At 58.8% G+C, this 13,239-nt stretch carries 12 protein-coding genes; 11 read left to right on the top strand and 1 reads right to left on the bottom strand.

The genetic code is table 11. From position 1 onward, the window contains the following. The 11 genes from AKL27_RS19715 to prmC form a co-directional block, all read left to right on the top strand. The coding region (locus tag AKL27_RS19715) for an ABC transporter permease (protein WP_198156022.1) at positions 1–242 on the top strand (242 nt) is incomplete at its 5' end. Between the two features lies 1 nt (position 243). Then, a complete protein-coding gene (locus AKL27_RS19710; protein WP_050464573.1) occupies positions 244–1,164 on the top strand; it encodes an ABC transporter permease in 921 nt (306 codons plus the stop codon). Positions 1,165–1,218: 54 nt separating this feature from the next. Continuing rightward, positions 1,219–2,358, top strand: coding sequence for a BMP family ABC transporter substrate-binding protein (locus tag AKL27_RS19705; RefSeq protein ID WP_050464572.1), 1,140 nt, complete (start codon positions 1,219–1,221; stop codon positions 2,356–2,358). Between the two features lie 335 nt (positions 2,359–2,693). Further along, entirely contained in the window at positions 2,694–3,455 is a 762-nt protein-coding gene (gene minC / locus AKL27_RS19700) for a septum site-determining protein MinC (RefSeq protein ID WP_050464571.1), read from the top strand. Positions 3,456–3,491: 36 nt separating this feature from the next. Continuing rightward, positions 3,492–4,307 (top strand): septum site-determining protein MinD, encoded by an 816-nt coding sequence (gene minD / locus AKL27_RS19695; protein ID WP_050464570.1) that lies wholly within the window; start codon positions 3,492–3,494, stop codon positions 4,305–4,307. A gap of 2 nt (positions 4,308–4,309) precedes the next feature. Further along, positions 4,310–4,576, top strand: coding sequence for a cell division topological specificity factor MinE (gene minE, locus AKL27_RS19690; RefSeq protein ID WP_050464569.1), 267 nt, complete (start codon positions 4,310–4,312; stop codon positions 4,574–4,576). A gap of 64 nt (positions 4,577–4,640) precedes the next feature. After that, complete coding sequence (locus AKL27_RS19685; protein ID WP_157057019.1) at positions 4,641–5,318, top strand: response regulator transcription factor; 678 nt, start codon at positions 4,641–4,643, stop codon at positions 5,316–5,318. A 160-nt stretch (positions 5,319–5,478) separates the two neighbouring features. Continuing rightward, on the top strand, positions 5,479–6,771 hold the full coding sequence (gene hemA, locus AKL27_RS19680) for a glutamyl-tRNA reductase (RefSeq protein WP_050464568.1): 1,293 nt from the start codon (positions 5,479–5,481) through the stop codon (positions 6,769–6,771). A 93-nt stretch (positions 6,772–6,864) separates the two neighbouring features. Beyond that, positions 6,865–7,947 carry a peptide chain release factor 1 gene (prfA, locus tag AKL27_RS19675; RefSeq protein ID WP_083439169.1) on the top strand — a complete coding sequence of 361 codons (1,083 nt, stop codon included), beginning with the start codon at positions 6,865–6,867 and terminating at the stop codon, positions 7,945–7,947. A 228-nt stretch (positions 7,948–8,175) separates the two neighbouring features. Continuing rightward, the gene (locus tag AKL27_RS19670) at positions 8,176–8,649 is read left to right on the top strand and encodes a disulfide bond formation protein B (RefSeq protein WP_050464566.1); all 474 of its coding nucleotides are present in this window, start codon (positions 8,176–8,178) and stop codon (positions 8,647–8,649) included. Further along, on the top strand, positions 8,649–9,512 hold the full coding sequence (gene prmC, locus AKL27_RS19665) for a peptide chain release factor N(5)-glutamine methyltransferase (protein WP_050464565.1): 864 nt from the start codon (positions 8,649–8,651) through the stop codon (positions 9,510–9,512). The genes AKL27_RS19670 and prmC overlap by 1 nt, the downstream gene beginning before the upstream one ends. Before the next feature lie 30 nt (positions 9,513–9,542). On the opposite strand, the gene AKL27_RS19660 is transcribed toward prmC, so the two are convergent. After that, positions 9,543–13,157, bottom strand: coding sequence for an indolepyruvate ferredoxin oxidoreductase family protein (locus tag AKL27_RS19660; protein ID WP_050464564.1), 3,615 nt, complete (start codon positions 13,155–13,157; stop codon positions 9,543–9,545). Positions 13,158–13,239: the final 82 nt, after the last annotated feature.

The following is a 13,239-nucleotide window of genomic DNA, read 5'->3' as shown; positions in this document are numbered from 1 at the left end:
CGTCGGTGTCACCCGGTTACGGTTTCGCGGCCATCATCGTCGCCTTCATCGGGCGCCTGCATCCGCTCGGCGCGGTGTTCGGCGGACTGGTCATGTCCTTGCTGTATCTCGGCGGCGAACTGGCACAATCGCGGCTCGGCTTGCCCTCTGCCATCACCGGCGTCTTCCAGGGCATGCTGCTGTTCTTGCTGCTGGCTTGCGATACCTTGATCGATTACCGTCTGCGCCGAAAGGCTAAATAATATGGACCAACTTGCTCCCCTGATCGCGGCGTCGATCAATGCCGGCACGCCGCTGCTGCTGGCCGCCATCGGCTTGCTGATCAATGAACGCGCCGGCGTCCTCAATCTCGGCGCCGAAGGCATGATGCTGGTGGCTGCGATTGCCGGCTTTGCCATCGGCTATCACACCAAAAGTCCGTTGCTCGGCTTCGTTGCCGGCGCCGTATGCGGCATGCTGATGGCGACGCTGTTTTCGTGGCTGGCCATCTTGCTGGCGACCAATCAGGTTGCCACCGGTCTGGCGCTGTCGATTTTCGGCGCCGGCCTGTCGGCCTTCATTGGTCAACGCTTTGTCGGCTTTGCACTGCCGCCGCAAAACAATGCGCTACCGCTGCTCGGTGATATTCCGTTTATCGGCCCGGCCTTGTTTCATCAGCACTGGATGAGTTATGTTGCCCTGCTGCTGTGCGGACTGTGCGCATGGTTCCTGTATCGAACCCGCGCCGGTCTGGTCTTGCGGGCAGTCGGCGAATCGCCGGAATCGGCGCATGCGCTCGGTTATTCGGTACGCGGCATCCGTTTTGCGGCAGTGCTGTTCGGCGGTGCCTGCTGCGGATTGGCCGGTGCCTATCTGTCGCTGGTGTATACGCCGATGTGGGTCGAGGGTCTGGTGTCCGGACGCGGCTGGATTGCGCTGGCGCTGACCGCATTTGCCACCTGGCGGCCGGCGCGCGTGTTGCTGGGCGCGTTGTTGTTCGGCGGCGTGACGATTCTGCAGTTTTATTTGCAAGGCATTGGCGTGACGATTTCTTCCCAGATCCTGTCGATGTTGCCGTATGTTGCGACCATCGTGGTGCTGGCGCTGATCTCGCGCAATCCTGACTGGATCAGACTGAACATGCCGGCCTCGCTCGGCAAACCATTCCGTCCGGGCGCCACTTGATTTTTCTGTAGGATTTACAGTAGTTTCAACCACTTAACGCTGAGGGAGAATTAAATGAAAATTTCGCGCAGGGCATCGATGGCGATGCTCGCCACACTGGCAGCCGCCACATTGATCGGCTGTGGCAAGAAGGAAGAACCGGCGCCACCGGCGGCGGCTGCGCCGGCTGCTGCGGCACCGGCTGCGGCCGAGCCGTTGAAGGTGGCATTTGTCTACATCGGACCGGTCGGCGATGCCGGCTGGACCTTTGCCCATGACAATGGCCGCAAGGCAGTGGAAGCGAAATACGGCGACAAGGTCAAGACCACTTTCGTGGAAAACGTTCCTGAGTCCGCCGCCGATGCCGAACGCGTGATTCGGCAACTGGCAACCGATGGCAACAAGCTGATCTTCGGCACTACCTTCGGCTACATGGAAGCGATGCTCAAGGTCGCCAAGGAATTCCCGGACGTCAAATTCGAACATGCTACCGGCTTCAAGACTGCCGACAACATGACCCAGTACGACGTGCGGACTTATGAAGGTGCCTATCTGGCCGGTGTGGTCGCCGGCAAGATGAGCAAAACCGGCAAGCTCGGCGTGGTGGCGTCAGTACCGATTCCGGAAGTGATCCGCAACATCGACTCGTTCACATTGGGCGCCCGTTCGGTCAATCCGAAAGCCACCACCCGCGTGGTCTGGGTCAACAAATGGTTCGATCCGGGCAAGGAACGTGAAGCGGCCACGACCCTGATCGGTCAGGGCGTTGACGTGCTGATGCAAAACACCGACTCCGCTGCGGTAGTGCAAACCGCGCAGGAAAAAGGCGTATATGCATTCGGCTGGGACAGCGACATGACCAGCTTCGGTGCCAAGGCACATCTGGGCGCATCCATCATTGACTGGGGCATTTATTACAATCAGCGCGTCGGCGAAGTACTCGACGGCACCTGGAAATCCCAGAGCAGCTGGCTCGGCCTGAAGGAAAAAGCCATCGACCTCGGCGCCCTCAATCCTGATCTGCCGGCCGACGTCAAGACCCTGGTCGAGACCCGCAAAGCCGGCATCATCGATGGCAGCGCACCGATCTGGAAAGGTCCGATCAAGGACAACAGCGGCAAGGAAGTGGTTGCCAGGGATGCCGTTGCCGATGACGGCTTCCTGCATGGCGTCAAGTTCTACGTCGAAGGTGTGGACGGTAAAGTACCGGGCTGAACGATTCGCGTGAATTGATTGCCGTACTGACAATATCGCCGGAAGTGATCCTTCCGGCGATATTGTTTTCCACTGCCGGGCAACCTCCATTCCGGCTTGCCCGGCTGCCGTCAGCGCGTGATTTTCGCTGCAATATTTCCTTTCCGGAAACATGTCAGCCCCGGATCGGCGGGGCCCGCCATCAAACTGCATCAGATTGCTGCGCTCAGGCCCTTTGCGGCTGCCAGCCTGACTGTATAATGCAAAACCAATATCGGCACTGCCACATCCGCCGTCAGCATTCCCTTCTTACCTTTAGATGATTTCCCGGCACGTTTGCCGGCATTAACCAATTTATGCAAAAAGCCCGTAAACCGATCGAAATCAAGATATCCACAGTTGTCGCCATTTCGGCGATTCTGCATGAAACCGATCCGGCATTGCTGGATAAGGCCCTCAAAGAGATGACCGGCGGCGCATCCGACTTCTTCGAAGACGAATTTGCGATCTTCGATGTCAGCGCGCTCGACGCCGCCAGCGGTGCCATTGACTGGGCCGCACTGGTCAAGCTGTTCAAGAGCTATCGCCTCAATACCGTTGCCGTACGGAATGCCGCCCCCGAATTGCACGCAGAAATTCTGGCGCAAGGTCTGAGCATCGACAGCGTGGCGAAGCCGCAGGAAGTGGCAGCAGAGCCAGCGGCAGCGCCTGCTGCTCCGGCGCCAGCCCCGGTGCCTGCTGCGCCCGCAGCACAACAGCAGCCACAACTGCAACTGACCACCGTGTTTGTCGACACCCCGGTACGCGCCGGCCAGCGTATTTACGCCCGCGGCGCTGATCTGGTTATCATGGCGGCAGTCAACAACGGCGCGGAAATCATCGCCGATGGCAGCATCCATATTTATGCGCCGTTGCGCGGCCGCGCGCTGGCAGGCGCCAGCGGCAATACCGAAGCGCGTATCTTCACTACCAGCCTGGAAGCGGAACTGGTTTCCATCGCCGGCGTCTACAGAACGTTCGAGAATGGCCACGCGGCAGAGTTGGCGCAGAAACAAGTACAAATTCGCCTGAGCGGCGACCGGATCGATGTGATTCCGGTCAACTCCGCCAAAGCATGAATACATCACGATCATTGATCTTTTAAGGAGTTTTTTGTGGCAAAAATCATCGTTGTGACATCCGGCAAAGGCGGTGTCGGCAAAACGACTTCAAGCGCCAGTTTCGCATCAGGCCTGGCCTTGCGCGGACACAAGACAGTTGTGATCGACTTCGACGTCGGTCTGCGTAACCTCGATCTGATCATGGGTTGCGAACGCCGCGTGGTGTACGACCTGATCAATGTCGTCAACAAGGAAGCATCGCTGAATCAGGCGCTGATCAAGGACAAGCACTGCGACAACCTGTTCATCCTGCCGGCCTCGCAAACCCGCGACAAGGATGCCCTGTCGGAAGAAGGCGTGGAGCGCGTGCTCGACGACCTGCAAAAAATGGATTTCGAATACATCATCTGCGATTCGCCGGCCGGTATCGAACACGGTGCCGTGATGGCATTGACCTTCGCCGATGAAGCCATCATCGTGACCAACCCTGAAGTATCGTCGGTGCGCGACTCCGATCGCATTCTCGGCATCATTCAGGCCAAATCGCGACGCGCCCTCAATGGCGGCGAACCGGTCAAGGAACATTTGCTGATCACCCGTTATTCGCCGAAGCGGGTCGACGCCGGTGAAATGCTGTCCTACACTGACGTACAGGAAATCCTGCGGATTCCGCTGGTCGGCATCATTCCTGAATCTGAATCGGTGCTGCATGCCTCCAATCAGGGCAATCCAGCCATTCACCTGAAAGAAACCGACGTCGCCGAAGCGTATCAGGATCTGGTCTCGCGCTTCCTCGGCCAAGATGTGCCGCTGCGTTTTACCAGTTATGAAAAGCCTGGGATTCTCCAGCGCATCTTCGGAGGTAAATAGTTATGGCATTGCTTTCTTTCCTGTTTCCGCCGAAGCCGAAAAGCGCGACTGCAGCCAAAGAGCGCTTGCAGATCATCATCGCCCGCGAACGCGGCGGTCGTCACGGCCAGGGTTATGACTTCCTGCCAGCCTTGCACAAGGAACTGATCGAAGTCATTTCCAAGTACACCAAGGTCAACGCCGACGACATCAAGATTTCGCTTGATCGCCAGGGCAACCTCGAAGTGCTGGACGTCAACGTGGTATTGCCGGACGCAGAAGCGCCCTGATACAACCCGGCCGGCGGCTCATTGAGTCGCCGGCCGGCGCGAATGGCGCTGACCTGCTCAGCACATGCATATTTCCCTCCTCTACCAGTCGCCCGAGCAAGCTGCATTGATCATGCGGGTGCTGGATACCCATGCCTGTCGTCATGAAGAAAACGCCGGCGACCTGCAACAGCAGCCGCCGCATTTGCTGATTCTGGAATGGCGCGGCGACGATACCCGCATGCCGGATATTCTGGACTGGGCCGCGAGCGCGTCGATTCCGGTACTGCTGACCGTGACGGCGGCGGCCAGCAACCTGAAGAACCTGCCGGCAGCAGTGGGCGCCGGCATGACGGATTATCTGCTGGCGCCGCTGCGCCGTCATGAACTGGCGGCGCGCGTACAGGTTCTGCTGCAACGCGCGTATCCCGATCATGATGAGCGGCAACAACAGCATTTCGCCGGCTACCAGTTCGAGACGCCAACCAATGTGATCAGCCTCAACGGCAAACCGCTGGCCGTGACGCAAAAAGAATTTGCACTGGCCTTGCTGCTGTTCAACAATCTTGGCCGGCCGCTGTCACGTGCTTTCCTGCAAGAAACCATCTGGGGTCGCGAAGACGAAATCCCGTCGCGCACGATGGATACCCATATCTCGCGTGTCCGCAACAAACTGCAATTGCGTCCGGAAAACGGGTTCCGCCTGAATACTGTTTATGGCTACGGTTATCAGCTGGAACCGCTGACTGCGACGGCCAACTGAACCGCGCACCGGAAATCGGCTTGGCAATCTGACAAGCTGTCATTGAGAATCATTAGCGATCTGGCGCTTTGCCGCACCCGGCTTGAATGACCATGCTTCACAAGGGGTATAATAGCGGCGAGATTTCCCTCCAGCTTTATCGCGGTTCCCCTGCAAATATATGCACTTGCTTGCCGTCGGCCTCAATCACACTACCGCGCCGGTTTCACTGCGCGAGAAAGTAGCGTTCCCTACTGATCAGATTGGTCAGGCAGTGGCGTCTGCGCGTGCCTGGTTCGGCAACATGGATGGCAACACCGCCGGCACCGGTGAAGCGGCGATTCTTTCGACCTGCAACCGCACCGAGTTGTATGCCGCCAGCAAGACCCCGGGCGGCGTCGATGCCGCCATCGACAGCACCGCACATTTCCTCGCCAACTATCATCAACTGTCTTACGCTGAACTGCGACCGTTCCTATACGCGCTGCCGCAAGACAACGCCGTGCGTCATGCCTTCCGCGTGGCCTCCGGTCTGGATTCGATGGTGCTCGGCGAACCGCAGATCCTGGGGCAGATGAAAGACGCAGTGCGTCAGGCTGACGCTGCCGGCGGACTCGGCACCTATCTGCACCAACTGTTCCAGCGCACCTTTGCAGTTGCCAAGGAAGTGCGCAGCACTACCGAAATCGGCGCTCACAGCGTGTCGATGGCGGCCGCGGCAGTACGATTGTCGCAACGCATCTTTGATTCGATTTCCGGCCAGAATGTCTTGTTCATCGGCGCCGGTGAAATGATCGAATTGTGCGCCACGCATTTCGCGGCGCAAAATCCCAAGACACTGACGGTGGCCAACCGCACGCTGGAACGCGGCGAACAGTTGGCACACCGCTTCAACGGCAATGCCATCCGGCTGGCCGATTTGCCGACACAACTGGCAAACTTCGACATCGTGGTTTCCTGTACCGCCTCATCGTTGCCGATCATCGGTCTCGGTCTGGTGGAGCGCGCGGTGAAGGCGCGTCGCCACAAACCGATTTTCATGGTTGATCTGGCGGTGCCGCGCGATATCGAATCCGAAGTGTCGCGCCTTGATGACGTATTCCTGTACACCGTGGATGACCTCGCCTCCGTGGTCCAAAGCGGTGTCGAAAACCGGCAGGCAGCAGTAGCCCAGGCCGAAGCCATCATTGAGACCCGGGTGCAGTCCTTCATGCACTGGATCGATACCCGCGCCGTCGTGCCCATCATTCAGGATTTGCAGGACAGCGGTGAAATTCTGCGTCTGGCAGAACTGGAACGGGCGCGCAAGATGCTGTCCAAAGGCGATGACATCGACAGCGTGCTGGAAGCCTTGTCCAAAGGCTTGACCGCCAAGTTCCTGCATGGTCCGCAGCAGGCGCTGCATCATGCGCAAGGCGAAGACCGCACGCAACTGGTGCAGTTGCTGCCGCAATTGTTCCGCACCAAGCGTTAGCGTCCCCCGCCTGTCGGCTGCCCGCGCAGCCATCCTCCGACGCGACGCAAGCCGCGCCTCATTCTTCCCGTCATCAGAAAATAAGCTCACGCAATGAAACCATCAATGCTCTCCAAACTCGACCAGCTCGCCGAACGACTGGAAGAATTGAATAGTCTGCTGGCGCAGGAAAATGCGACCGCCGACATGGACAGCTACCGCAAGATGACGCGCGAGCACGCCGAACTCGGTCCGCTGGTGACGCTCTACAGCGCGTACACGCAAGCTGCCGGCGATATCGGGACGGCGCAGGAATTGTTGTCCGATCCGGACATGAAGGAATTTGCGCAAGAGGAAATCAGCACCGCCAAAGCGCGGATGGAAGCACTGGAAGGCGATCTGCAAAAGATGCTGCTGCCCAAGGATCCCAACGACGAACGCAATATCTTCCTGGAAATCCGGGCCGGTACCGGTGGTGATGAATCGGCGCTGTTTGCCGGCGACTTGCTGCGCATGTATTCACGCTTTGCCGAGCGCAAGCGCTGGCAGGTGGAGATGGTGTCGGCGTCAGAGTCCGAGATCGGCGGCTACAAGGAAGTCATCGTGCGCATCGCCGGCACCGGCGCCTATTCGCGCCTGAAATTCGAATCCGGCGGGCACCGTGTACAACGCGTGCCGGCCACGGAAACACAAGGACGCATTCATACCTCGGCCTGTACGGTGGCGGTGATGCCGGAAGCCGACGAAGTTGAAGACGTCAACATCAACCCGGCCGATATCCGCATCGATACCTACCGTGCCTCGGGTGCCGGTGGTCAGCACATCAACAAAACCGATTCGGCGGTTCGCATCACCCATATTCCGACCGGCATCGTGGTCGAATGTCAGGACGACCGCAGTCAGCACAAGAACAAGGCATCGGCATTGAAAGTGCTGGCAGCGCGCATCAAGGATGTGCAGTTGCGCGAACAGCAATCGAAGGAAGCCGCCACCCGCAAATCGCTGATCGGCTCCGGCGACCGCAGCGAACGCATCCGCACCTACAATTTCCCGCAAGGCCGGATGACCGACCACCGCATCAACCTGACGCTGTACAAACTCGATTTCATCATGGATGGTGATCTCGACGAGCTGACCAATGCCTTGATCACCGAACATCAGGCCGAGTTGCTGGCCGCCCTCGGGGACGAAGGCTGAAACCGCAATCCCGGCTGCATCAACAATGTTTCAACCCGCAGTGAAATATCTTCAGCGACCGACAAACTTTTCTGACGGCCGGTGATCCAATCGGCGCGCGTATCCTGCACACTTATATTGTTGCAGGTATGATCACTTGCACTACGGCATGAGTCTGCTCCGGTTACCGCAGCTTGACGGCCGTTTTACAGATATTCCCATTAACCGCACCGACCTTTCGCTCGCGTTATGAAATCGACAAAATCCTCGCTTCTGCTGGTTGCCCTGATCTGCATCGCCCTGCTGGGCGCAGCCCTGTACCTGCAAATCGTGCAGGAAATGGCACCTTGCCCTTTGTGCATCATCCAGCGCTATCTGTTTGCCGCCATTGCCATCATCTGCATCATCTTTGCCTTTTTGCCTGCCGGCACCGCCAAAGCCGGCGCCGGTCTCGGTCTGCTGACCGCACTCGGCGGCGTTGGCACTGCCGGCTGGCATCTGTGGGTGCAGGCGCATCCGGGCACTTCCTGCGGCGTTGATCCGCTGGAAACTTCGCTCAATACGATTGCCACCGCCAAGATGTTCCCGCAGTTGTTCAGGGCGGACGGCTTTTGCTCCACGCCTTACGATCCGATTCTGGGCCTGTCGATTCCGCAATGGTCTCTGATCTGGTTCGCCATCATCGCCATCGTGCTGGGCCGCAGCCTGTTCAAACGGCGTTGATGGCATCTGCGGTGACTGCTTCTTTCCCCTTCGCGGCCGCTCTGGACGTCGCAACATTGCTCAGGCAAGCGCCGCTGGAGGCCTTGGAAAACCGCATTCTGGTGTCGCATGTGCTCGGTTTGAGCCGGATCCAGCTGATCACGCAATCCGAGCGGATTGTCTCGGCCGCAGAAACGGCGCGTCTCAATGACGTGTTTCAGCAAAGGCTGGACGGTGAACCGATTGCCTATATTGTTGGCGAGCGAGAATTTTTCGGCCTGCCGCTGCAGGTATCGCCGGCAGTATTGATTCCACGTCCGGAAACCGAATTGCTGGTGGAGCTGGCGCTGGAACGACTGCCGCCCGGTGCCAGTCTGCTCGATATGGGCACCGGTTCCGGTGCGATTGCCGTGGCCATCGCGCATCAGCGCCCGGATGCGGCCGTCACCGCCCTCGATGTCAGTGATGCCGCATTGCAGATCGCACGCGCGAACGCCTTGCGGCATGCCCCCGGCGTCTCTTTTTTGCGCAGCGACTGGTACGCCGCATTGAACGACGCCGGCCACCAGCGTTTTGCCGTGATCGCTTCCAATCCACCCTACATTGTGGCCGGCGACCGCCATCTGGCAGAAGGCGATTTACGCTTTGAGCCAGTCGATGCACTCACCGATCATGATGATGGCTTGTCGGCCTTGCGCATCATCATCGCCGGCGCTGCCGATCATCTCCTGCCCGGCGGCTGGCTGTTGCTGGAACATGGTTACGATCAGGCCGCAGCGGTGCGCGCGCTGCTTGACGCACACGGTTTCGATGCCGTGCAAAGCTGGCGCGATCTGGCCAGCATTGAACGCGCCAGCGGCGGTCACCTGAAGTCAGCCGGCTAGACACCGTCCGCGTTTCATCCGCATCGGCGGTCAAGCTGCGCGTTTGCCGCCGCCCGGTACCTGCGGTGTCTCACCTGCATCAAACATGCGCATCAGTTCGGCATGCTTGCTTTGCGCTGCCAGCAAATGCCGTTCCTTGATGTGACCATAACCACGAATCTCTTCCGGAATACTGGCAATCGCCACTGCCTGCGTCAGATTCGCCTCGTTCAACCGCGCCAGCAGTATCTCCAGCGTCCGCTGATACTGCGCAATCAACGCCCGCTCCTGTTTGCGCTCAGCGGTATGCCCGAACGGATCGAACGCGGTGCCGCGCAGGAATTTGAATTTCGCCAGCACGCCAAACGCTTGCATCATCCACGAACCGAATTCCTGTTTGATCAGATACCCCTTGGCATCGTGCCTGGCGAACAAGGGCGGCGCCAGATGGAATTTCAGTTTGTAATCACCTTCGAACATGGCGCTGATCTTGTTGCGAAATGCCGTTGCCGTATGCAGACGCGCCACTTCATACTCATCTTTGTAAGCCATCAGTTTGAACAGATACTGCGCCACGGCATGCGTTAGCCGCAATGGCTTGCCGGCATCACCCAGTGCCGTTTCAGCGGTGCGCACCCTGGCCACCACATCCTGATAGTGGCGGCTGTATGCGGCATCCTGATACGCCGACAAAAATTCCCCGCGCGTTGTGATCTGATGTTCCAGTGACGGTGGATGCTTGAAATCGATGACCTGGGCCTGCGGCTGCGTGCTCATGCCATTGCTGCGTGCCACTTGCAGCACGGCCTCGGCATCATGCGCAGCGGCCCGGCCCCAGCCGAAGGCCTGCTTGTTGAATGCCACCGACAAGGCGTTGAGTTCGATTGCCCGCAACAAAGCGGCCTCGGACAATGGCACCCAGCCATGCTGCCAGGCATAGCCGAGCATGAACATGTTGGTCGCGATGGCATCGCCCAGCAATGCTGCCGCAATACCGCCGGCATCAATCATCGCCACCCGGTCTTTGCCACATGCCTCCTGAATACTCTGCTGCGCGCTCGCCGCCGGAAATTGCCAGTCCGGATTGCGCACAAAGGCGGCAGTCGGCGTCTGCGCTGCATTCACTGCCGCATGCGTACGTCCTTCGCCCATGCGCGACAATGCATCACGTCCGGCCGTGACAATCACGTCGCAACCGATGACCAGATCGGCGGCACCGGTACCCACCCGGGTCGAGTAAATATCATCGGCGTGGTCGCTCAGACGCACGTGCGACATGACCGGCCCGCCTTTTTGCGCCAGCCCGCTCATATCCAGTACCGAACAGGCTTTGCCCTCGACGTGCGCCGCCATCGCCAGAATCTGGCCGATGGTGATCACGCCGGTGCCGCCAATACCGGTGACGATGATGCCGTACGGTTGTGTCAGCGGCGGCAACACCGGCTGCGGCAAAGCATAGGTCGCGGCATCGGGACCCGGCTTGCTGCCCGGCGCTTCGATGCGTTTCGGTTTCTTGAGCTGGCCGCCTTCTACCGTCACGAAACTCGGACAAAAACCATTGACGCAGGAGTAGTCCTTGTTGCACGACGATTGATTGATCTGACGTTTGCGGCCGAACTCGGTCTCCAGCGGCTCAACCGACAGGCAATTCGACTGCACGCTGCAATCACCGCAACCTTCGCAGACAGCCTCGTTGATCACAGCCCGCTTGGCCGGATCCGGATATTCATTGCGTTTGCGGCGACGACGTTTTTCCGAAGCGCAGGTCTGATCGTAGATCATCGCAGAGACGCCAGGCTTTTCGCGCAACTCGCGTTGTACGGCATCGAGTTCGCTGCGATGACGAATGGTGACACCTTCCGCCCATGGCGTACCGGACGGATATTTATCCGGTTCATCGGTAACCACAATAATCGGCGTCACATTTTCCGCTGCCAGCTGGCGCGAAATCATGGCCGGATCGAGCGGGCCGTCAAACTCCTGACCACCGGTCATGGCGACCGCATCGTTATACAGAATCTTGTAGGTGATGTTGACGCTGGCCGCGACCGAAGCGCGCACCGCCAGCAAACCCGAATGAAAATAAGTGCCGTCGCCCAGATTGGCAAACACGTGTTTTTCACTGGTAAAGGGGGCTTGTCCGACCCAGGTCACGCCCTCGCCGCCCATATGCGTGAACAGTGACGATTCGCGGTCCATCCAGGTCACCATGTAATGGCAGCCGATACCGGCCAGACCGCGACTGCCCTCCGGCAACCTGGTCGAGGTATTGTGCGGGCAACCGGAGCAGAAATGGGGAATGCGGTCCTTGGTCGGATCTGCCTTGGTGCTGACGTTCAGCGCCCCTTCCTTGGCTTCGAGATAGGCGATCCGCACCTTGACGCGTTGCTCGACCGGATGTCCGGCAAAGTATTTCGAAATGCGGGTAGCGATGGCACGCGCGATTTGCGCCGGATTCAATTCATAGGTAGCCGGCAACAGCCAGTTGCCATGTCCCTGTTGCGGCGAGCCGCTCCACTCGCCGGTGTCGTCGAACTTGCCGACCACGCGCGGCCGCACATCATCGCGCCAGTTATACAGTTCTTCCTTGAGTTGATATTCCAGAATCTGGCGCTTCTCTTCCACCACCAGAATTTCTTCCAGCCCTTGCGCAAAGTTGCGCACACCTTCGGCTTCCAGCGGCCAGGTCATGCCGATCTTGTAAAGCCGGATGCCGATATCGCGCGCGACGTTTTCATCAATGCCGAGATCTTCCAGCGCCTGCCGCGTATCCAGATACGATTTGCCGGCGGTGATAATACCGATGCGCGCGCGCGGACTATCCCAGATGATTTTATTGAGTTGATTGACGCGCGCATAGGCCAGTGCCGCGTACCATTTATACACGTTCATCCGGGTTTCCTGCTCCAGCACGGTATCCGGTTGGCGGATGTTCAAACCGCCCGGTGGCAACTGAAAATCTTCCGGCAAGACGATCTTGACGCGGTCCGGATCGATATTGACCGACATCCCGGATTCGACAATATCGGTCACGCATTTCAGTGACACCCATAAACCGGTATAGCGACTCATGGCCCAGCCATGCAAACCATAGTCGAGATATTCCTGCACCGTGGACGGATACAAGACCGGGATACCGCAGGCATTCAGAATGTGCTCGCTCTGATGCGCAGTGGTGGAGGATTTGGCCGCATGGTCGTCGCCGGCGATCACCAGCACGCCGCCGTGACGTGAGGTGCCGGCCATGTTGGCGTGCTTGAACACGTCGCCGCAACGATCAACACCCGGACCTTTGCCGTACCAGAGTCCGAACACGCCGTCGTATTGTGCGCCCGGAAAAAGATTGACTTGCTGCGTGCCCCAGACACTGGTGGCGGCAAGATCTTCATTCATGCCGGGATGAAACTTGATGTGATTCGCTTCCAGATATTTCTTGGCCTTGGCCGCAGTCAGATCGACGGTGCCCAACGGTGAACCGCGATAGCCGGTAAAGAAACCGGCCGTATTCAACCCGGCACGCACATCGGCTTGCCGTTGCAGCATCGGCAGACGAACCAGCGCCTGGATGCCGGTCATGAAAACGTGACCACGCTCCAGCGTGTATTTATCGTCGAGGGAAATATCGTCCAGCAATAGTCGCTGACCGGAATTGAGGGGTGCGTTCATGCCATCTGTCTCCGTGCCAAAAATCGTGTCTTTGGTTGCACATGCGTCGGTTCCTGACGCGATTAAAACGTGTTCACTTTGT

The sequence above is a fragment of the Herbaspirillum autotrophicum genome, assembly GCF_001189915.1.
GTDB classification, from domain to species: domain Bacteria; phylum Pseudomonadota; class Gammaproteobacteria; order Burkholderiales; family Burkholderiaceae_D; genus Herbaspirillum; species Herbaspirillum autotrophicum.
The sequence above is the reverse complement of the archived record's forward strand: the minus strand, read 5'-3'. Positions and strand labels throughout refer to the sequence as shown.

What these genes read in the sequence shown, in the direction of transcription:
- AKL27_RS19710 (WP_050464573.1), top strand. Translation starts at nt 244, where the DNA reads ATGGACCAACTTGCTCCCCTGATCGCGGCGTCGATCAATGCCGGCACG.
- AKL27_RS19705 (WP_050464572.1), top strand. Translation starts at nt 1,219, where the DNA reads ATGAAAATTTCGCGCAGGGCATCGATGGCGATGCTCGCCACACTGGCA.
- minC (WP_050464571.1), top strand. Translation starts at nt 2,694, where the DNA reads ATGCAAAAAGCCCGTAAACCGATCGAAATCAAGATATCCACAGTTGTC.
- minE (WP_050464569.1), top strand. Translation starts at nt 4,310, where the DNA reads ATGGCATTGCTTTCTTTCCTGTTTCCGCCGAAGCCGAAAAGCGCGACT.
- AKL27_RS19685 (WP_157057019.1), top strand. Translation starts at nt 4,641, where the DNA reads ATGCATATTTCCCTCCTCTACCAGTCGCCCGAGCAAGCTGCATTGATC.
- hemA (WP_050464568.1), top strand. Translation starts at nt 5,479, where the DNA reads ATGCACTTGCTTGCCGTCGGCCTCAATCACACTACCGCGCCGGTTTCA.
- prfA (WP_083439169.1), top strand. Translation starts at nt 6,865, where the DNA reads ATGAAACCATCAATGCTCTCCAAACTCGACCAGCTCGCCGAACGACTG.
- AKL27_RS19670 (WP_050464566.1), top strand. Translation starts at nt 8,176, where the DNA reads ATGAAATCGACAAAATCCTCGCTTCTGCTGGTTGCCCTGATCTGCATC.
- prmC (WP_050464565.1), top strand. Translation starts at nt 8,649, where the DNA reads ATGGCATCTGCGGTGACTGCTTCTTTCCCCTTCGCGGCCGCTCTGGAC.
- AKL27_RS19660 (WP_050464564.1), bottom strand. Translation starts at nt 13,157, where the DNA reads ATGAACGCACCCCTCAATTCCGGTCAGCGACTATTGCTGGACGATATT.